The sequence below is a fragment of the uncultured Cohaesibacter sp. genome, assembly GCF_963556055.3.
Classification (GTDB): Bacteria; Pseudomonadota; Alphaproteobacteria; order Rhizobiales; family Cohaesibacteraceae; genus Cohaesibacter.
Map to the genome: position 1 here is coordinate 70,569 of NZ_CAUVYE020000021.1, position 20,107 is coordinate 90,675.

Annotated in this window: 18 protein-coding genes and 2 pseudogenes; 12 read left to right on the top strand and 8 right to left on the bottom strand. The window is 55.9% G+C overall.

The window, feature by feature from the left end; all coding sequences use genetic code 11:
- Positions 1-143 precede the first annotated feature (143 nt).
- A complete protein-coding gene (locus tag ACHZB8_RS14580; protein WP_316861384.1) occupies positions 144-689 on the bottom strand; it encodes a helix-turn-helix domain-containing protein in 546 nt (181 codons plus the stop codon).
- A gap of 715 nt (positions 690-1,404) precedes the next feature.
- Here ACHZB8_RS14580 and ACHZB8_RS14585 point away from each other — a divergent pair.
- Entirely contained in the window at positions 1,405-1,773 is a 369-nt protein-coding gene (locus tag ACHZB8_RS14585; protein ID WP_316861385.1) for a CidA/LrgA family protein, read from the top strand.
- A complete protein-coding gene (locus ACHZB8_RS14590) occupies positions 1,770-2,489 on the top strand; it encodes an LrgB family protein (protein WP_316861386.1) in 720 nt (239 codons plus the stop codon). The genes ACHZB8_RS14585 and ACHZB8_RS14590 overlap by 4 nt, the downstream gene beginning before the upstream one ends.
- A 152-nt stretch (positions 2,490-2,641) precedes the next feature.
- Here ACHZB8_RS14590 and ACHZB8_RS14595 read toward each other — a convergent pair whose 3' ends face one another.
- The 4 genes from ACHZB8_RS14595 to ACHZB8_RS14610 all read right to left on the bottom strand — a co-directional run bounded on the left by ACHZB8_RS14595 (position 2,642) and on the right by ACHZB8_RS14610 (position 7,286).
- Positions 2,642-3,418: a hypothetical protein gene (locus ACHZB8_RS14595; protein WP_316861387.1), complete on the bottom strand. Its 777-nt coding sequence runs from the start codon at positions 3,416-3,418 to the stop codon at positions 2,642-2,644.
- 150 nt (positions 3,419-3,568) lie between these two features.
- Positions 3,569-4,249 (bottom strand): MBL fold metallo-hydrolase, encoded by a 681-nt coding sequence (locus tag ACHZB8_RS14600; RefSeq protein WP_316861388.1) that lies wholly within the window; start codon positions 4,247-4,249, stop codon positions 3,569-3,571.
- Between the two features lie 140 nt (positions 4,250-4,389).
- A complete protein-coding gene (dxs, locus tag ACHZB8_RS14605; RefSeq protein WP_316861389.1) occupies positions 4,390-6,309 on the bottom strand; it encodes a 1-deoxy-D-xylulose-5-phosphate synthase in 1,920 nt (639 codons plus the stop codon).
- A gap of 332 nt (positions 6,310-6,641) precedes the next feature.
- Positions 6,642-7,286: a tetratricopeptide repeat protein gene (locus tag ACHZB8_RS14610; protein WP_316861390.1), complete on the bottom strand. Its 645-nt coding sequence runs from the start codon at positions 7,284-7,286 to the stop codon at positions 6,642-6,644.
- A gap of 352 nt (positions 7,287-7,638) precedes the next feature.
- Here ACHZB8_RS14610 and ACHZB8_RS14615 point away from each other — a divergent pair, with 352 nt between their 5' ends.
- The 4 genes and pseudogenes from ACHZB8_RS14615 (at position 7,639) to ACHZB8_RS14630 (ending at position 10,795) form a co-directional block, all read left to right on the top strand.
- Positions 7,639-8,082, top strand: coding sequence for a VOC family protein (locus tag ACHZB8_RS14615; protein ID WP_316861392.1), 444 nt, complete (start codon positions 7,639-7,641; stop codon positions 8,080-8,082).
- A 176-nt stretch (positions 8,083-8,258) separates the two neighbouring features.
- A complete protein-coding gene (locus ACHZB8_RS14620; RefSeq protein ID WP_316861394.1) occupies positions 8,259-8,894 on the top strand; it encodes a LysE family translocator in 636 nt (211 codons plus the stop codon).
- Positions 8,895-9,040: 146 nt separating this feature from the next.
- On the top strand, positions 9,041-9,658 hold the full coding sequence (locus ACHZB8_RS14625; protein ID WP_316861396.1) for an SCO family protein: 618 nt from the start codon (positions 9,041-9,043) through the stop codon (positions 9,656-9,658).
- Positions 9,659-10,040: 382 nt separating this feature from the next.
- Positions 10,041-10,795: pseudogene (locus ACHZB8_RS14630) on the top strand (TlyA family RNA methyltransferase).
- Positions 10,796-10,825: 30 nt separating this feature from the next.
- On the opposite strand, the pseudogene ubiA reads toward ACHZB8_RS14630, so the two are convergent.
- A pseudogene (gene ubiA / locus ACHZB8_RS14635) lies at positions 10,826-11,712 on the bottom strand (4-hydroxybenzoate octaprenyltransferase).
- A gap of 437 nt (positions 11,713-12,149) precedes the next feature.
- Here ubiA and purD point away from each other — a divergent pair.
- Positions 12,150-13,445, top strand: a complete 1,296-nt coding sequence (gene purD / locus ACHZB8_RS14640) for a phosphoribosylamine--glycine ligase (protein WP_316861397.1) — start codon at positions 12,150-12,152, stop codon at positions 13,443-13,445.
- Positions 13,446-13,615: 170 nt separating this feature from the next.
- Here the strand turns inward: purD and ACHZB8_RS14645 are convergent, their stop codons facing one another.
- Complete coding sequence (locus ACHZB8_RS14645) at positions 13,616-14,599, bottom strand: FecR family protein (RefSeq protein WP_316861400.1); 984 nt, start codon at positions 14,597-14,599, stop codon at positions 13,616-13,618.
- Between the two features lie 430 nt (positions 14,600-15,029).
- On the opposite strand from ACHZB8_RS14645, the gene ACHZB8_RS14650 reads away from it, so the two are divergent.
- From ACHZB8_RS14650 to ACHZB8_RS14665, 4 genes are all read left to right on the top strand, one after another.
- Complete coding sequence (locus tag ACHZB8_RS14650) at positions 15,030-16,268, top strand: class I SAM-dependent RNA methyltransferase (RefSeq protein WP_316861401.1); 1,239 nt, start codon at positions 15,030-15,032, stop codon at positions 16,266-16,268.
- A 174-nt stretch (positions 16,269-16,442) separates the two neighbouring features.
- On the top strand, positions 16,443-16,742 hold the full coding sequence (locus tag ACHZB8_RS14655; protein ID WP_316861403.1) for a hypothetical protein: 300 nt from the start codon (positions 16,443-16,445) through the stop codon (positions 16,740-16,742).
- A 190-nt stretch (positions 16,743-16,932) separates the two neighbouring features.
- Entirely contained in the window at positions 16,933-17,298 is a 366-nt protein-coding gene (locus tag ACHZB8_RS14660; RefSeq protein WP_316861404.1) for a hypothetical protein, read from the top strand.
- Between the two features lie 381 nt (positions 17,299-17,679).
- On the top strand, positions 17,680-18,165 hold the full coding sequence (locus ACHZB8_RS14665) for an SRPBCC domain-containing protein (protein WP_316861405.1): 486 nt from the start codon (positions 17,680-17,682) through the stop codon (positions 18,163-18,165).
- 126 nt (positions 18,166-18,291) lie between these two features.
- Here the strand turns inward: ACHZB8_RS14665 and ald are convergent, their stop codons facing one another.
- Positions 18,292-19,410, bottom strand: coding sequence for an alanine dehydrogenase (gene ald / locus ACHZB8_RS14670; protein WP_316861406.1), 1,119 nt, complete (start codon positions 19,408-19,410; stop codon positions 18,292-18,294).
- Between the two features lie 227 nt (positions 19,411-19,637).
- Between ald and ACHZB8_RS14675 the strand changes: the two genes are divergently transcribed.
- Positions 19,638-20,105, top strand: a complete 468-nt coding sequence (locus ACHZB8_RS14675; protein WP_316861408.1) for an Lrp/AsnC family transcriptional regulator — start codon at positions 19,638-19,640, stop codon at positions 20,103-20,105.
- Positions 20,106-20,107 lie beyond the last annotated feature (2 nt).

A 20,107-nucleotide genomic window follows, 5' to 3' on the forward strand; every position in this document is an offset into this window, starting at 1 on the left:
ATTCAAGTCGTTCATGCAGCCCTTGAAGCAATCTTCGAGAAAAAACCGACTCATAATCTGGGCGCCAAACAAGGCGCGTTTTCAGCAAAAAGGAGGCCCGAAGGCCTCCTTGTGACGGGATTTCATCTCGTGTAAGGGCCTTCTCAACGTCTCTTTTTGAGGCGTTTCTCGATCTGCCGTCTTTCCCAATCGTCGCCGAAAATGTTGATCACCTCGAACGTGTTGAAACCGTTTATGGCAACCCCGATGCCCCAACCCAAGGCTGGCCATATCACCCACAGATAATCCGGGCTAGTCCACAGGTTGATGATGAGCAACAGCACCATCACGCAAACATAGACGGTGGCATGGGTATAGAAGGACTTGATGTCTCGCACATATTCCATGGCGGCAGTTTCTTCCGCCGACAGTTGCGGCAGAATCTGTGCCGGATTGACAGCTCTGGCGGCAGGGTCCTGCTGCTGTTGAAACTGGGATTGGCTATTGTCGAATTCAGTTGTCATGGTCTGTTCCTTGCGTAAATCCTGAAACTGGACTTCGAGAACAGCTGCCAGACATTTGAGGGTCTCCGGGCTGGCTTTGGCACCGCGTTCGATGCGCTGTAATGTGCGGGTCGAGATGCCCGCCATATCGGCCAGTTGTTCCTGAGAGAGCCCCTTGTCCAAGCGAAGTTTGCGAATGATCATCATTTTGGTCCCCAGAAAGCAGATGCCCTTATGCATAACAGGCATCGGCTTGCATGTCTCATGCTTGGTCTTTTCATTTTGCCTCTTCGGTTGCTGAGGCATGCTTCGAAGTGCCTCCTGACGCAACCGAAATGGCGTTCGCTGTTCCTGACGCAAGCCTCTCACCCTTGACCGGTGCTCACCACGTCATGCAGGCGACAGCGACCGCCATTGCCCCGACTCCGGCACGACAGCAAGGCGACAGGCGCGTGACAGATCCTTCTCTTTCGTCATTGGAAGGCCCTCCCTCCTGCCTGCCTTGTCAGTTGCCACCGCCTTCAGTGAAGCCCCGCTTCACGACCCCAGCGCCTTAATGCTTCAACGCTTCCGCACTTGCTGGCCTTCCGTCGGCATCTGCATTGACCGGAGATTTGCCCCTTCATATGCGTGAAACATTTCACTTTGTCGACAGGACGTGTTTCCGGTCGAGGCGTGATCCCCATCCTGATCCCCGTCCTGATACGGGTTCAACATCATGACTGAATGTGGATGCAAGGCAGGCTTGCTTTTTATCGCTCCCTTCTGGCCTGCATTCGTGATATGCGTCCTTATGTCCATCGGCTCATCACATAGGTCACCCCAAAGCCATGCGATTTGAGCCGGACGTCCTTTGCTCGGGCTCAAGATGGGCGGACAGTTCCAATCGCCATTCCATGGTTCCAAAAGAAAGAGGCCGGTTTTGCTCTTCTATCTCACACTCATTTTCCTGTGCCAATTGCTTGGTGAAGTGATCGTGACATTTTTCAAGCTCCCTTTCCCCGGCCCGGTGGTCGGCATGGCGCTGATGTTTACGGGTCTGCTGATCAAGGGCTCCATTCCCGAAGGGCTGGGCAAGGCGGGCGACGCGCTGCTGTCCAATCTGACGCTTCTGTTCATTCCGGCCGGGGTTGGCATCATGGCCAATGCCGAGCTTATCCAGCGGGAATTTCTGCCGATCACGATCTCTGTCGTGCTCAGCACCTTTCTTGCCATCGCGGTAACCGGCCTGGTGATGACATTCCTGACACGGCACAAACCGGTTGGCGGACACAAGGGAGATGCGGCATGACGGATCGTTTGGAAGCCCTTTGGCTGCATCTTGGCGACAGTCCCCTGCTCTATCTGAGCCTTACACTCGTTGCCTACCAGATCGGCCTTTACTGCTATGAGAAGTCGGGCCGCAAGCCGCTGGTCAATCCCCTGCCAATCGCTGTCGTGCTGATCATCACGGTCCTGCTTCTGACAGGTACCTCTTACGAGCGCTATTTCGAAGGTGCCTATTTTCTGCATTTCCTGCTCGGTCCGGCGACGGTGGCGCTGGCCATTCCGCTCTATCGACAATTTGACAAGGTACGCCGGTCAGCCTTTGCAATTCTGGTCAGCCTGTTGATCGGCTCGATCACATCGGTGGTCTCGTCGGTCCTGATCGCCTGGGTGCTCGGCGGGTCGGAAATGTCCTTTCTTTCCCTGGCACCCAAGTCGGTGACAACGCCGGTGGCGATGGGCATCACCGAGGTGCTTGGCGGCATTCCCTCGCTCACCGCCGTATTGGTCGTTATCACCGGCATTCTCGGGGCGACGCTCGGACCGCTGGTGCTCAATCTGGTGGGGGTCAAGGGCTGGGCCGCGCGCGGGCTTGCCATCGGCACCGCAGCACACGGCCTTGGTACGGCGCGCAAATTGCAAGTCAATGAAGAAGCGGGCGCCTTTTCCGGTCTTGCCATGGGGCTCAATGCTCTGGCCACGGCCATTCTTCTGCCGATTGTCTGGTTTTGGCTATTCTAGAGCATGACGGGCAGAAGGCCGGTCGTCCCTTTCCCGTGATTGAAGCAGGAAGGAGACCATCCTGATCCGTTGCCCGAAAAGAAACGCCACGCGGCTTCTCCTCGCCCGATTGAGGCAGGGACTGCGCTGTCTTTCCTTTGCCGGGCCGGATCTCAGTGTTGATCCATGATCTTGCCGGAATATACGAAATTGCCATAGTGACTAACCGGATGATCATAGGAAGCCCAGATGTCACCGCCGCATTCCTCGCGCCAGCGATGACAGAAAGAATAGTCCTCGGACAATTCCAGATCTTCGGTGATCACCTTGTTGAATGGTGTCAGAAACTCGGTAAACAGATCTGCAAAGGCCGGGATCTTCTTGAAATGATGGCGATCGACAATGTAGGGGCATTTCTCGATCATCCTGGTAATCGCGTCGCGCGATATGAGCATGATGCCGGTTCCGCAAGCATCGACGGAGATGAATTTGCCTTCCTGTTTCTGCTCCGGATCCAGCCGCCCAAGAAAATCCATCGAATGCGCCTTGGCCTTGGCAAACTCATAGCCTTCGGTCGCCAGAATATAGAATTTCTCAAGACTGATGCTGCGCTTGGGATAGAGAATGCCGACAATGTCCTTTTTGAGCTTCAACATGTCGATGATCAGCTGCGGCTCGAAAGACATGTCATTGTCGATGAACAGCAGATGCGTGCACTCCTTCTGATGATAATAGAAGTTGGAAATGAGAAAGTTGCGGGACAAGACGATGTCGGCTGTGTCCACGTCCATGAAAGAGGAATGAATCTTGTTGGCCAGCAGCACGGCAGTTGTCATGATGAGGCTTTTCGTCGTCTCGACATGGCAATTTGATCCATAGGCAGGCATCGCCATGCCAACCTTGATCCGGGAGGGAGATGTGGGCTTGGCACCTTTTTGACTGGAGGACATGGGCAACTCTGACAGGCGAGGATGAAAGACATGAATAAGCCAGAGAAACGAATCTCTCTGGCTGGACAGGATTGTCTGATGATAGTCTGAAAGGGGCGATTTAGCCAGACCTGTCCCAATTGACAGAGCATGCCACACGGTGGCGCCGCCTTATAGCTTTGCCCGACGCTGAAGCTCTTCTATGGCGAAGGGTTTGCCGTGGGCGGGATAGATTGTCCTGACCTTCCTCTTGATCAGCTTTTTCCAGCTCTCCGCGATTTTCGGCTTGTCCGTCGCAAAGATCGGCAAGGATGGGCCAAAGGTCAGCGGGAAGCCGTTCATGGCGAGATCACCGACAAAGGCGGAACCGTCGTCAAGCAGGATAGACAGAGAGCCCGGTGAATGGCCCGGTGTGGCCGTTATGACCCCGTCGATGCCGTAATCCTCAAGCGGGAAATCCTCGTCCCCCAGCGTGATGTCGGCCTTGCAGGGCTCCAGTCGCAAGCCCTTGCTGTAGCGGTTGAGCATGGAGCCAAGGATCAGCCCCCAGATGGTGATGCCCGGAGGCATGGACCGCAAGCCCTGTTCCAGAACAACCTGCTCATTGCGATGCAGGATGACGGGCGCTCCGGTCAGCTCCTTGATCTTGGCAACGCAGCCGATATGGTCCCAATGGCAATGGGTAAGGATGATGGCCTTGAGGTCATGCGCCTCGACACCGGCCGCCTCAAGCCCCTTGGCGAGGTCTTCGCAGGCAGTTGGCCCCGGCATGCCACCGTCAATCAGAATGGCCCCGCGCTGACGGATGATATAGCAATTGTCGGCCCCGACCGGGATCGTATGAATTTGCATGCCCCTTCTCCTCTTTCTTCCCGTGACGACAGATGTGCCAGAAGCCCGCCGAAAAACAGGAAGCCACCGACAAGGCTTCAATCGCCATGATCGGGACAGGTCTTCTCATAGGCAGGACAAATTGAAGCGCGACATGCTTGCTATGCCAGCTCTCCAGCTTCCATGGCAGCGTTCAGGTCCTTGCCCAGCGCCTCTAATACCGCCGCGATGATGCCATCGGCATCGAGACCATTTTGAGCATATATGTCATCGGGCTTGCCCTGTTCGCAATATCTGTCCTGCATGGCCAACGTGCGGATTTTGAGATGGCCGTCGAGCATTCCTTCGGCAGCCAGAAGATGCAACACCTGAGAGCCGAAGCCACCCACGGCCCCTTCCTCAATCGTGATCAGCATCTCATGGGTTCCAGCCAGTTTCAGGATCATGCCGCGATCAAGCGGCTTGGCAAAGCGGGCATCCGCAACAGTTGTCGACAGGCCATAGCTGTCAAGCCGTTCGGCGGCCGCCAGGCTTTCCGCCAGCCGAGTGCCAAGCGAGAGGATCGCAACCTTGCTGCCTTGACGCACAATGCGTCCCTTGCCGATTTCAAGCGGCACACCGTCATCGGGCAGATCCGTGCCGACGCCTTCACCGCGCGGATATCGGAAGGCAATCGGGCCATCGTCATGGGCCCTTGCGGTCGCGACCATGTGGACCAGTTCCGCCTCGTCAGCTGCGGCCATGACCACCATGTTCGGCAGCGATGACAGAAAGCCGATATCGAAGGCCCCGGCATGGGTCGGACCATCGGCTCCCACGAAACCGGCGCGATCAATGGGAAAGCGAACAGGAAGATTCTGGATCGCGACGTCGTGCACGACCTGATCATAGGCCCGTTGCAGGAAAGTCGAATAGATGGCGCAGAAAGGCTTGAAGCCTTCGCAGGCGAGCCCTGCCGCAAAGGTGACGGCATGTTGCTCGGCGATCCCGACATCAAAGGTCCGGTCCGGAAATTCCTTCTGAAACAGGTCAACCCCTGTCCCCGAGGGCATGGCCGCAGTGACCGCGACAATCTTGTCGTCCTTGCGCCCCTCGCGCAAAAGGCTTTCACCGAAGACCTTGGTGTAGGTCGGGGCATTGCTGGGCGGCTTGAGCTGGGTGCCGGTCATTACATCAAACCGGGAGACACCGTGATATTTGTCGCTGGCGTGCTCGGCAGGCGGATAGCCCTTGCCCTTCTGGGTGACCACATGCACCAGAATCGGCCCCTTGTCGATATCGCGAACATTTTTCAGGATCGGCAGCAAATGATCCAGATTGTGCCCGTCGATAGGTCCGACATAATAGAAGCCAAGCTCTTCGAACAGAGTGCCTCCGGTCACGAATGAGCGGGCAAACTCTTCCGCCTTCTGGGCTTTCTCCTTGAAGAAACGGGGCAACTGGTGCGCCAGCTGTTTGGCAACATCGCGCAAGGACAAGAAGGTCTTGCCGGAAATGAGGCGCGCCAGATAGGCGCTCATGGCTCCTGTAGGCGGCGCGATCGACATGTCATTGTCATTGAGAATGACAATGAGACGGCTATCGAGTGCACCGGCGTTGTTCATGGCTTCATAGGCCATGCCTGCGCTCATTGCTCCGTCTCCGATGACGGCCACCACATTGCGCTCTTCGCCGCGCAGTTCAGCTGCAACCTGCATGCCCAGACCGGCGGAGATGGAGGTGGAGCTGTGACCTGCTCCGAACGGGTCATATTCGCTTTCCGATCTCTTGGTGAAGCCGCTCAGCCCACCGGGCTGGCGCAAGGTGCGGATGCGATCCCTGCGACCGGTCAGGATCTTGTGTGGATAGGCCTGATGGCCGACATCCCAGATCACCCGATCATAGGGAGTGTTGAAAATATGATGCAGGGCAACGGTCAATTCCACAACGCCAAGCCCGGCGCCCAAATGGCCACCGGTGACAGACACCGCATCAATCGTCTCGGAGCGCACCTCCTGGGCAAGCGTCTTCAGTCTTGCAAGATCAAGAGACCGAATATCCTCGTGGGAGTGGATGCTGTCGAGCACTGGTGTTTTAGACAATTCCGTCACCTGTCTTTTTCTTGCAAGCGTCGTGCGTCTCACACATCGCTCGATCCTTTTGCGGTTGGTTACTTTGGCCCAACTCTTCAGGCAAAGAGTAAGGCCTTTTCGGCGTCCGGTCGCTTCACTTTTTATCCTATACGCAAGCCTTTCGGGTATGGATCCGGGAAGGGCTGCATTCTCCGGTCGCCCAGCCATTGCAAATGTCGGGTCGCATGGCCATAAAACCGGGCTCTAATCGATTATGTCTATAGGGAAAAGGGCAATAGGGCAAGGTTGCGACATCTCCCCAAAAGGTCAAATTGAAAAGTCGCATACTCCCTATGCCCATCTTATGTCCAATTGAGGACGCGCTTGAGATTTGTCCAGAGGCCGCCCGAAGCATGCCCCTTGACCAGCTTCTTTCGCATCTGACCGATAAGGACCTGATCTGCAAGCCGAAGCTGTCCTGCACGGTCCAGATCCATTGCAAGCCGCAGGGCTTCGGCAAGATGTCGATCAGAGTTGATCGGATCAACATCGGACAGCTTCCGATGACATTGCATCAGATTGCGCTGGTGTGTATGACGAGACGGTGCAAAGTTGGCCATCTTTTCAAAAAGCGAAAGGGCCGCATTGAAGGCGACCAGGGCACCGGGCGCATCCCCCAGCGCCTGTTTCATGTCGCCAATCCTCGTCTGAATGAGATTGAGGCTGGTCTGGTTCTCCACCCGTTTCTTGTCCAGCGCGACAAGGCGCTCGCAAGCCTCAAGCCCCTCCTCATAACAGGCCAGCGCGTTGGCGAGGCTCTGCCTTTCCCGATGAACATCGCCAAGCTTGAGGGCCGCAGTGATCAGCTCACGCAGACAGTGCGGATTGTCCGGATCGCTTTTCATCTGACTTCTGGCGGCTTCAAGTGCGCCATATTGATCTGATTTCACGGGTGAGTTGGCCAAAGCGTCATCCGGGGAACTGGCCGAAGTGCCGACATGAGACATAAACGAGGATCCTTCCCCTTGGGTGCAACAATATTTGAGAAATGAATAGCTGGAAACCGGCGACCCGTCTGAATGCATCGCCTTCAAAAACAAAAAAACCCGACACGATTGTCCGCGTCAGAATAGAAACGCCCGCCTGAGGGGCCTCACCAGTTTACCGATGTCATTGAAAAGAAAAAAGACAACGAGGATTTTGCCACCATTTTTGTTCGGATTGGATTAAAAAACTCTTTTCTTGCCGGTTCTGCTTCGTAAAAAACCGAATTGACGTGGTCGGTGCATCGGCTTATGAATTTAGAACAAATGAAGAACAATTCTAATTTTTCAACCTTTGCAAACAGGGGAAAACGACGTGACAGAAACAATGCTGGCAGAGCCTTCCGCAATTCTCGCTCATGTCTCTGTGGGGACGAATGATTTTGCCAAAGCCCGGGCCTTTTACATCGCCGTGATGGAAACAATTGGAGCCAATGTGATCATGGATCTTGAATTCGGCCAGAATGTCGGAGCCATTGCCTTTGGCAAGCAGCATCCGGAATTCTGGGTTCAGTCTCCCCATGATCAGGCCGCCGCAACCGCAGGCAATGGTGTGCATGTTGCGTTTCAGGCGAGCAGCAAGGAGATGGTTCATGCCTTTTGGGACAAGGCTTTGGAAATGGGGGCAACACCGGATGGCGAGCCCGGCCCGCGCCCCCATTATAGTGAGTCTTACTATGGCTGTTTTGTCCGCGATCTGGACGGCAACAAGATTGAAGCCGTGCATATTGCCATTTTTGACGAATTCAAAGGGGACTAACGGCCCCGAGTTGCATTTTGGGAATGGCTAACTTTGCCATTCCCCCTTATCTCTGTCTTGCCGGAACGCGCTTTCCGAAGACCTTCGCCTTGTCGCAGTGATCTGCCCGAGGTTATTCTATTTTCGCCCTGATTGTATTTTTTCATTTCGAGACCCTTCTTTTTGCAGGAGCAAGCATGTTTGAACATTTTCCGTTTATTGCCATCACCATAGCCCTTGCAGCCCTCACCATGGCACCGGGACTGGACACGGTTCTTGTCTTGCGCAACTCCTCCCGCGGTGGATTTGCCGATGGGCTCCTGACCAGCCTTGGCATTTGCTGCGGACTGTTTGTTCATGCGATCATATCGGCCATGGGCCTGTCGGTGCTTCTGCTTCAGTCCGCCTATCTGTTTGCCTTGCTTAAATTTGCCGGAGCGCTGTTTCTGATCTATCTGGCCTGCCAGTCGTTGCTGGCGGCCTGGCACGGTCAGGGATTGGTGATCACACAAGAGAAGGGGCGCAGCCTGCATGTCGGCCGATCCGTTCGCGAGGGAATCCTGTCCAACGTTCTTAATCCCAAGCCGATCCTTTTCTACATGATGTTCCTGCCGCAATTCATCGATCCGGCACATTCGGCGCTGGTGCAATCCATCGCGGTGGCCGCTCTTCATTTCATTCTCGGCATGATCTGGCTGGGGGCGCTTGCCTTCATGGTCAATGGGGCAAGACGTTTTCTTGCCCGCCCCATGGCCGCAAGAGGACTGAACATCATGACTGGCGGGCTGTTGCTGTTTTTCGGTCTGGAGCTGGTGCTTTTCGAGCGCAACTGAGGGCTCTTTTCAACGATCCTACGAAAGACAAATGCGAGATTTCGTCTCGTTGACTTATCTCTCCGGCTATGAAAACAAAGTATTTCCAAATATGTCTTCGCCTCATTCGCTTTTGACAGGGACCGGAAAAGCCAATGAAAAAATTGATGAGATCACTCTCGTGGGCTTTAAGCCTGATCATGGCCGTCGGCATGGGATTGCTTATTCTCAGCTGGTATGGTGACGAGCTACAAATTCAGAACACGCTTGAGGGACAGGGCAATGTCCAGATCGGGGGGCCCTTCTCTCTGACCGACCACACGGGAAAGCCGGTGACAGAAGCCGACTTCACGGACAAGCCGCTGGCGATTTATTTCGGCTACACCTTCTGCCCCGATGTCTGCCCGACGACCCTTAGCGAAATGACCCTCTGGACCGAGGAACTGGGCGAAGATGCGAACAAGCTGCGCTTTGTCTTTGTGACGGTCGATCCCGAACGGGACGATCAGGAGTCCCTTGCCGATTATGTCGGGGCCTTCTTTGACGACCTCATTGGCTTGCGCGGCACGCGGGAGCAGACCGATGCGATCATCAAGCTCTACAAGGTCTATGCTAAACGGGTTGATGACGGCAGCGGGGACGGGGATTATGTCATGGACCACACAGCGTCGGTCTTTCTGATGGACAAGGGGGGCGACTTCAAGGGCACCATTGCCTATGGGGAGGCCCATGACAGCGCCGTTGCCAAGCTGCGTCGGCTGATTGCTGGCACAGAGACGCTTTGACCTCCTGTACAGGTCTCGGGCTGCTTGCCTCTTGACGGACCGGGAAGGACGCGCCTTGGCCCCTGATCGCCTGATACTCTGATAGCATGATGGCAAGATCGTCTGATGACCTGATAGTGTGATGACCTGATCGCCTAATAGCTTTAGGTGGGAAGAGGCCTACCCATACTCGTCGGTGCGCCTTGTACCCCGCGTCCTTTCCCGGGGCTGTTTTGCTCCTATAACCCTGCTCCTTCCCAGACTCTGGCGTTCCTATGTCCTCCGCCCCTTAGCCCTTGCCCCTTTCTTTCCTCCCCTTTGATCTCAGGCTTGCAAGCTGCGGATGGCTGTGATTAATGGCGCTGTCGCCTTTTCATCAACCAGACCAGCGGACCCTTTTTCCATGAGCAGAATGCGCCTTGATCAGGCAATGGTCGAACGGGGCCTTTGCGCCTCCCGAGCCAGAGCACGCGATGCGATCAAGCGCGGCTATGTTTCGGTCAATGGTCAACGGGCCAGCAAGGCCAGCCAGATGGTTGACGAGGGGATGCGCATCGAAGAGCAAGATCCGGCCGCCGCCTATGTGTCGCGTGCGGCGCTCAAGCTGCTTCACGGGTTGGAGCATTTCGGCTTTGATCCGAGGGATCAGGTCTGCGTCGACATTGGCGCCTCTACCGGCGGCTTCTGTCAGGTGCTGCTCGAGAGAGGGGCCCGCATGGTCTATGGCATTGATGTCGGCCATGACCAGATGCATCCGAGCCTCAGAGGCAATCCGCAGCTGGCGGTATTGGAGGGGATCAATGCGCGCCAGCTCGACCGCAGCCATGTGCCGGACCCCTTCAGCTTTCTTGTCAGTGATGTGTCCTTTATTTCCCTGAGGCTGGCCCTGCCGCCTGCTCTTCTGATGGCCGAGCCCCGGTTCTGTGGCGATCCTGCTGGTCAAAACCGCAATTCGAGGTTGGCAAGGAAGGTATCGGCAAAGGCGGTCTTGTGCGCGATGCAGATGAGGGAAAACGGGCAGCCGAAGCAATTGCCAAATGGATCGATGGCGAGGAAGAACAAGCCGTTGCAGGCTGGAAGAGCCTGTCGCTCATCCCCTCCCCGATTCTCGGCGGTGACGGCAATGCGGAATATCTGCTCGGGGCCGTCAAGAGCTGACATCTCTCAACCGGACCAGGGGCTGCCCGATCAGATCCAGATACTGGCGAGTATACCCAGAAACAGGATCCAGCCTACCTGCGTGTTGGAGCGGAACAGGTTGAGGCATTGAGCGCCATTGTTGATTTGAAGCTTCCAGATCTGCCAGCCCATGTGCATACCCGCAAGAGCAAGCCCGAGATAGGCGGGCCAACTGGCCCCGGCCATCACAAAGCAGGCGGTCATGAAGAGAATCATGATGCCATAAAAGGCTCCGAGCCAGATCTTGGTGTTTTCGGCGAATAGCAGAGCGGTGGATTTGACGCCGATCATGACGTCATCTTCCTTGTCCTGGTGGGCATAGATCGTATCGTAACCGATGGTCCAGACAACAGCGGCGGCATACATCAGGACCGGTGCGACATCAAGCCGCGCCGTGATTGACGTCCAACCGACCAGAGCGCCCCACGAAAAGGCCAGTCCGAGGACCAGTTGCGGCCAATGGGTGATCCGTTTCATGAAAGGATAGATGACCACGACGATCAGCGAGGAAAGGCCAAGCAGCTTGGTATAGTCGTTGAACTGGAGCAGAACAAAGCCACCGACCAGCAGTTGGAAGTTCAGCCAGCCCCAGGCTTTGCGGCGGGAAACCTGATGGCTTGGAAGCGGTCTTGAACGGGTCCGCTCCACGCGTTCGTCAATTCCCTGATCGACCAGATCAATTATAGGTGCATCCCGCACCGCGCATTGCGACCGCGCCAAGCCAGAAAGCCACGCCATACCAGAGGATTGTCACCAGAGAGGGCAGGCTTTCGGCAGGCATCGTGGCCACCGCCAGCGTCAGCGACCAGAGGCAGGGCCAGAGAAGAAGCCACCAGCCCACAGGGGCGCTCCAGCCGTGATAGACGCGCATAGGGCCGGAACCAGGCAGGAAGCAGACTGTCGGCCCAGTGGCCCTTGACCGCGTCCGCGACGCGCCCCTTCTGTCAGTGGTATGTCATTCTTCATTGTAATATGCTCGGTCATGGCCCCACGCCCCGTCGGCGTCCCCCTATTATGTAGAAGACATGCCTTGAAGGCCACTATTTCGTCAACCGCGTATATAGTCTTTCTTGTGTGATTTGCGAGCGATTTTGAACCACAAGACACAGCGAAGGCGTGTTGCCACCTTATCGCGATTGAGACGAGAGATGAGAGCGAAGCCACGCCGTTCGCTGCCAAATTGCGTCACAGTCTGTCAAAATGGCTGACAATAAGAGCTAGTTTCATGCAATGGGCTTGATTTTGCGCCGCCCCGAGGGTAGCAGACGTCAACCCAATGATCCCGTTTCCCCGATGGCCTGCTTTGTCAGGTGCTTTTCAAAAGGTGGCCCAGATGACCGATCGCCTCAACGTTCTTCTCATCGGCTCTGGCGGACGCGAACATGCGCTCGCCTATGGCTTGAAAAAATCACCGAGACTGGGCCAGCTCTATGTCGCGCCGGGCAATGCGGGCCTGTTGCAGCTGGCCACGAAAGCCGATGTGAAGGAAAGCGATCATCAGGCGATCATTTCCTTCTGCGCAGACAAGGCAATCGACTTTGTCGTGGTCGGCCCAGAAGCCCCGCTCGTTGATGGCCTTGTAGACAGTCTCATGGCCGCAGGCATCAAGGCCTTTGGGCCAACAAGGGAGGCGGCGCAACTGGAAGGATCGAAAGGTTACACCAAGGATCTCTGCGCCGAATTCGACATCCCGACCGCCGCCTATGCGCGCTTCGATACTCTGGACGCGGCTCTGGCCTATCTTGGCGATCATCCGGCTCCGATCGTCATCAAGGCCGATGGCCTGGCTGCGGGCAAGGGCGTGACGGTTGCCATGAGCGAGGAGGAAGCGGAAAAGGCCGTTCGCGACTGTTTCGACGGGGCCTTTGGCGAGGCCGGTGCCGAAGTGGTCATCGAAGCCTTCTTGCAGGGCGAGGAAGCCAGCCTGTTCGCGCTTTGTGACGGCAAGACCGCGCTTTATCTGGCTTCCGCTCAGGACCATAAACCCGTTGGAGAAGGCGACACCGGCCCCAATACCGGTGGCATGGGTGCCTATAGTCCCGCTCCGGTGATGAGCGATGCCATGGTCCAAAGCGTGATGGAGCGCATTGTCGAACCGACCCTCAAGGGCATGGCGAGCCGTGGTGCCCCCTTTGTCGGCATCCTGTTTGTCGGCTTGATGATCACCGACAAGGGGCCGGAACTGATCGAATATAATGTTCGCTTCGGAGATCCCGAATGCCAGACCCTGATGATGCGGCTTGAAAGCGATTTGCTGGAGCTGTTGCTTGCCGCCGCGGAAGGCGCGCTTGCAGGCAAGGAAGCGCAATGGTCTGACGATGTGGTCATGAATGTGGTGCTTGCTTCCAAAGGTTATCCGGGATCTTATGAAAAAGGCACAGTGATCGCTGATCTGTCAGAGGCCGAAGCGCTTGACGGAGTCCTGATCTTCCATGCGGGCACGGCGGAACAGGATGGCAAGCTGCTGGCAACAGGTGGTCGTGTGCTCAATGTCTGTGCGCGAGGGGGCTCTGTTACAGAGGCGCAAGCCCTTGCCTACAAGGCCGTGGATGCGGTGCGCTGGGACAATGGCTTCTGTCGCCGGGACATCGGCTGGAGAGCCGTCGAACGGGAAAAGCAGAAAGGCTGATCCGCGAAAAGGCCTCCCTGTCTGTTGAAGACAGCATTCGAGGTCTCGACAAGCTTCCAGTGAAGGCCATTCACTCGTTAAAAAATCCGCCGGGCCTCATCGCCCGGCGGATTTTTTTCATTTGAGGTCAGCATCTTTGCGACCCAAGACCTCAACAACAGGCGTCACTCTCATCGACGCCGGCTTACATAATAGGTGATCGAGCCAAGTCCGGCCACAAGGCCGACAACGACGGCGATCATCACAATGCGAAGCCAGTAGTTGACGCCAGCGAGCAGTTCGACAATCGCCGTCCAAAGCGGCAGGACCGCCATCAGGATCATCTCGTTGATCCAGTTGAATATCGAGCCGAACCAACCACCCACGACAGTCGTCATCGGCTTGACCAGATGCGAGGCCTTTTTGCCAAGCGTGTCGACAACACCGTCCGGCTCGTCCGCGTCTTCAGCCTGCTGCTTGAGATTCTTTGGCATCAACACGTCGGAGACCTGTTCCCCGCGCGTGACAAAAACCATATGCGTCGGCGCCGCTTCCAGTTCGTCCGGATCCTCGGCTCCCGAGACGAACGCCCGTTGCGCCTTGGTTTTGGTGTCTCGGCTCAGATGGGAAAGATCGATGGCTGCGGTTTCTCCGGCGCGGACATCAAATTTCTCGTCACCCAGTTTGTTCTCAACCTCGACGACACCGCTATGCACTCGCACATCGGCAAGACCTTCAGAAATCGAAACGGAGAATTCGGTGCCTTTCACAGCCGCGACCATATAGGGCGTTTTGACCTGAAAATGGGTGTTTTTCCTTTTGTCGACGGTCAGATGAATGGTGCCCTTCCTATGCAGGATAACCGTCATGGACGGGTCATAGTCAGACGCCTTGGGCAAGGCGAGTTCAGAGTTCGAACTCACTTGAATGCGCTGCTTGCCATTGGTCAGCAATAGACGGGTGCGCGCACCCGTATAAAGGGTCTGGCCCGCGAAAAGCGTCCGATTGGGCCGGATGAGCATGGCTTCGCGATTGGGTGCTGCAATCTTCGCGGTGCCACTGAGCTTGGCGATCCGCCAAGGCTGCTCCATTTCAAAGGTTGATTGTTCCTGTGCTCCCGCATTGAAAGAGAACAGAAAAAGCGCTGCAATAGTCGCTATCAATCTGATGTCCACGATGGTCTCCTGAGATACTCCGTTCGCCTTTCTTTGAAGCTGGCACACCCAAAACCGCTCTAAAGGCATAAATCCGCATTTTTTGTTTTTTGGAGATTTCTAACCAAAGGGGGTAAACTTGCGGTAAAAAATACCTACAACTCGATTTCATGGTTAACCCGCCAAATCTCTCACATTTGTTTTCTTGCTGTTTTTTCAGATACTTAATAAATGAATCATTGACACAACCCATGGTCGTGTTAAGACTCTTCGAGAGGTGCGACAATTTGTATCCATATTGCAGGGAGAATTGATCAACCGGATTGGCTTTTTGTTGTCAAACCGCTTTTTAATTCCCTCGATGCGGCTACAATGTCGAAACAGCGAATCCGCTGGATTTTTATCGCTGATCCGGCTATAGAGGCCGGATTTGAAGGGACGACGAAGACGCGTGACAGATCCGATTGAAGTGACGATTGACGAGCTTGGCGGCAAGGGCGATGGCATCGTCTACCACAATGGTCAGAGCCTTTATGTGCCCTACACGCTCGAGGGCGAGCGCGCACGGATAACGCCCATGGGCGATCGCGGCGAGCTGGAAGAAATCCTGTCTCCGTCTCCAATGCGGGCGGATGCCATCTGCTCGCTGTTTCAAACCTGTGGCGGCTGCGCCATGCAGCATATGAAACCTGCCGCCTATGGAGACTGGAAGCGTTCGCTCGTTCAGGACGCTCTTTCTTCGCGCGGCTTTGAGGCGGTGGAGATTGCTCCGACTGTGCTGACCAGGCCGGGCGGCAGACGCAGAGCGGTTCTGACAGCAAGGCTGATCAATCGGAGACTGCTGTTTGGCTTCCACGAGGCACGCTCGACCCGCATTGCCGATATCGAGCACTGCCCCTTGCTTGTGCCTCAACTCAACGCATTGCTGCCAAGGCTCGCCGACTATCTGCCTCTGTTTCTGACCAAGAAAAACGAGGCGCGCGTCACGCTGCTTCACACCATGACGGGCGTTGATCTGGCGCTTGAGGATGTGAAGGATCTCAGCAAGGGGCAGGATTATCTCAAGGCCGTGGAAATGGCTGAAGGTCTGGATCTGGCGCGTCTTTCGGCCAATGGCGAGGTGTTGCTTGAACGGCGTGCGCCGCTGTTGCAGATGGGCGCGGCACAGGTGAGCCCTCCGGCCGGAGCCTTTGTGCAGGCAGATGAGGCGGCCGAGATGGCCATGGCCCAGTTGGTGCTTGACTGCGTGGGCGATGCCAAAAGGGTCATTGACCTTTTTTGCGGCTCGGGCACATTTGCCCTGCGCATGGCGTCGAAGGCCCAGGTCTGGGCGCTGGAAGGCGAAGATGCGGCCTTGCGGGCTCTTGAAAAGGCATGGCGCTTCGGCTCTCACCTCAAGGGCATCAAGATGGAAAAGCGCGATCTCTTCCGTCGTCCGGTTCTGGCCGCAGAAATGAAGAAATTCGACGCCCTTGTGTTCGATCCGCCAAGAGCGGGCGCCAAGGCCCAGAGCGAGGAAATTGCCAAATCCAAAGTCCCGACCGTGCTTGCGGTTTCCTGCAATCCGGGTACGCTGGCCAGAGACTTGCGCATTCTTGTCGATGGAGGCTATCGGATTGTCTCGGTCACGCCGGTCGACCAGTTTCTCTATTCCCCACATATTGAATGTGTCGCCCATCTTGAGCGCTGACTGCCTTGGGCCGGGAGTGCCTTGCATTCTGACAGTCCTCGGCGATGTCCTCTGTCCGCCCTTTCCGGTTACAATTTTCCCATGGACTTGATAGCCCCGGAAAAGTAACTAGATCTTAAGCGAACAACTAGAAGACCATCACGTCTTAGGACAGAGCGAAAGGAACGTGACCGGATGGCACGGCTCAAACGCGGATTGATTATTGCCTTTGCAATTTGCCTGTTTCTGATCGGCATGGCCTCGGTCTGGACGCCTTTGCCGCTGGGTGCGATTCTGATGACATTTGCCACCTTTCTGCTCATCGCCAATACGCGCAACGGGCGGGCTCTGGTGCGCAGAATTCGCAGGAAATGGTCTTTTGTCGATCGCCAGATGTGGTGGTTTGAAGACAGGAGCCAGGCCCGCATGGTGCGGGTGCTGAAAACGACACGTCCCATTGAAGCCCGTCTTGCTCGCCGCAGCAGCTCTTTTTAGCTCTTCAAATATGGTTTGCATCACCCCATATCTCTAAAGCCAACGGTGCAGCCGGTCGCTATCCTGACAAAGCGTCTGCACGGGGGTGATAGGCTGTCAGTTTGTCGTTAAATTGACATATATGAAGCATATTTGAACTGAACAGAGCGGTAAATTGCCGCGAAATCCGCAGCCAGGGAGTGTGATTTCGGTGATCTCCAATCTCAAGCAATGGGCTATTCTGGGCTTTGCCATCCTGTGTTTGATTGGCGGGCTGGCGACTGTCTGGCTCCCCATTCCCACCGGTGTTCCGCTACTGGCCCTTGGCTGCTTTCTCGTCATCGCCAACAGTCGTGTGGGCCGAAACTGGGTTCGCAAGTTGCGCAAGAATGTCGTGTGGCTCGATCACGCTGCGGTCTGGATTGAAGACCGGACGGGCTATACATTCGGCCGTGTCCTGAAAACCACGCGCCCGCTGATGACCCGACACCGCAAGAAGGCGGAACAGGCCTCCTCCGGGGCACCGAACGGGCCAGCCCCGGCAACGGTCATTCAGGAATCAAACGACGCTGCCTGACAGGATTGTCTGCGAAGAGCTGACAGGCGTGCATCAAGGGCGGGCGGCTCTTGCTCCATTCTGAGCGATTACAGCCTTCCCGAACTGCTGCGCTTTTGTGATTCCGGCCCGTAGCCACCTTCGCCCTTGCAAGGGGCCTCGAGCGCGTTTGCCGTGATTTCTCGCCCGCAGCCGATGACCCTTTTTTCTCTTCAGATCGACCTATGAGAGCAGGACCAAGCCCTACAGGCTTCCGATTTTCAATTTCTGCCTATTTTTTACTCACTTTCCAAGCTCAAAGGAAATGCGCAGTCCGCCCCTCCCTACCTTGTGCTTGTTGTTCCGGGTGATCAGGAACGGTATTCTCACCTTGTTCCTTTCGCCTTTTTGCAAGATGTCCAGATGCTTAAACCGGTTGTCAAAGTCATCGAAGTGCCAATTGATGCGCCTTTCGCCTACCGCCTGTTCACGAGCGGCATAGCCTCGTGGTGGCCTTTGGATACGCGATCCATTTCTGCCCATAGTGTTGGCAAGCCGGCAAAAACAATCGAAGCGGATCCGATTCCGGGTGGCGCGATCATAGAGATCAGCGCGGATGATACGCGCTATGTCTGGGGCAACTTCGCAGATTGTGCTCCGCCCTTTTCACTCGCAATCGATTTCCATATGGGGCAACCCAAGGAGCATAATACCCTTCTGGCGATCAGTTTCCTGCAAATGGAGGAACACCAGACCCTCGTCAAGCTCGTGCATTCGGGCTGGGACTGTTTCGGGCCACTGGCTCAGATGATGCGTGAAGGCTATGATCGGGGGTGGGACGAGATTTTCTGCAATCATTATGCCCAAGCCTGCCAAAAGGGCCGGTTTCCTGAATCACGGGCCTGCTAGCGCCCACACATGACGGCATGACCATATGAAAAGACCCGGCTGCAAGGCAACCGGGTCTTTTCATATGATTGAGGGCAAACCTACATCCGGCAGTCCCGTTCGGGCCGGCCGGTCGTTTGCGGGATCTTACAGACCCAGTATCGCTTCTGCGGAAACATAGTCGTAGCCAAGGCCCTTGGCGACGGCTTCGTAGGTAACCTTGCCGTCATGGACATTGAGGCCGTTGCGCAGATGAACATCATCTTTGAGCGCCTGCTGCCAGCCCTTGTTGGCAAGGGCGAGGGCGAAAGGCAGGGTCGCATTGTTAAGGGCAAAGGTGGAGGTGCGAGCAACGCAGCCAGGCATGTTGGCAACGCAATAATGCACGACGCCATCGACCACATAGGTCGGATCGGAGTGCGTGGTTGTCTTGGACGTTTCAAAGCAGCCGCCCTGGTCGATCGCCACGTCAACAATGGCAGAGCCCTTGCGCATAGTCTTGATCATGTCGTGCGTGACAAGTTTGGGAGTTTCCGCACCGGGGATAAGAACCGTGCCGATGACCAGATCCGCTTTTTCCACGAGGCGGGCAATGTTGCCCTTGTTGGAATAGACGGTCTGAATGGCGGTGCCGAACCGGTCGACGGCTGCGCGCAGGGCGTCTGTGTTGCGGTCAACCATGGTGACGCTGGCGCCCATGCCAAGAGCAACGCGGGCGGCGTTGGTGCCTGATACGCCTGCGCCGATGATGACGACTTCAGCGGGATCGACACCCGGAACACCACCGAGCAGGACGCCCATGCCGCCACCGTTATTTTCAAGTGCCTGAGCACCAACCTGCGGAGCAAGACGGCCAGCAACTTCAGACATCGGGAAGAGCAATGGCAGAGCACCAGACGGGCTGGTCACAGTTTCATAAGCGATGCAGGTCGCGCCGGATTTGACCAGATCAGCGGTCTGGGTGGCGTCTGGTGCCAGATGCAGATAGGTGAACAGCAACTGACCGGGGCGCAGCTTGGCACGCTCGACAGCCAGAGGTTCCTTCACTTTGATAACCATTTCGGCTTTTTCGAAGATTTCATCCGGAGTGGCAACGATGGTGGCACCTGCTGCCACATAATCTTCGTCCGCACAGCCAATGCCAGCACCGGCATTGGTTTCAATCATGACCGTGTGGCCATTGGCGACCAGCTCGGTTACGGAAGACGGAACGAGGCCGACACGGTCTTCGTGGTCTTTAATCTCTCTAGGGCATCCGATAAGCATTTTTCTAAGCTCCGTGGTGATTGCTTTTTTTGGTTATTTGCAAGTCTTTCAGCGGCGCTCTGACAGAAAGGATGAGAGCGGCGCAATTGTCTTGCTTGCTTGTTTTGGGAAATCGAACAACGTATCAATGATGACGCAAAATCTGCGCAATGTGCGGCGAAAAAACCTTGTTTCCATCGGATTTTTTCGCATAATATTGCAAGGAATTTCAAAATGGTCGAATTTTTATGAAACTTGATGATCTAGATAGACGAGACCGGCAAATTCTCAACCTGCTTCAGGAGAATGGGCGGCTAAGCAATGCGGAGTTGGCCGACAGGGTCAATCTGTCCCCGTCGGCCTGTTTGCGCCGGGTAAAAATTCTGGAAGAAAGCGGGCTGGTCGCAGGTTATCACATGCAGCTGGATGTCAAGGCCTGCGGTCTCTCGGGCGTTGCATTCGTGTTTGTCACGCTTGACGGTCAGGGGCGCGAGACGCTGGCGCGATTCGAGCGTTCGGTGAAGGAAATCAACGAAATTCAGGATTGCTACCTGCTTGCCGGGCAATATGACTATCTCTTGCGTGTCATCTATCGCAATGCAGCGGATCTGGAACGCATTCACCATGACATTCTGACGAACCTGCCCGGTGTGGTCAGGGTCAACTCGACCCTGACCTTGCGCGCGGTCAAGCATACCAGCAAACTGGACGTCTGAAG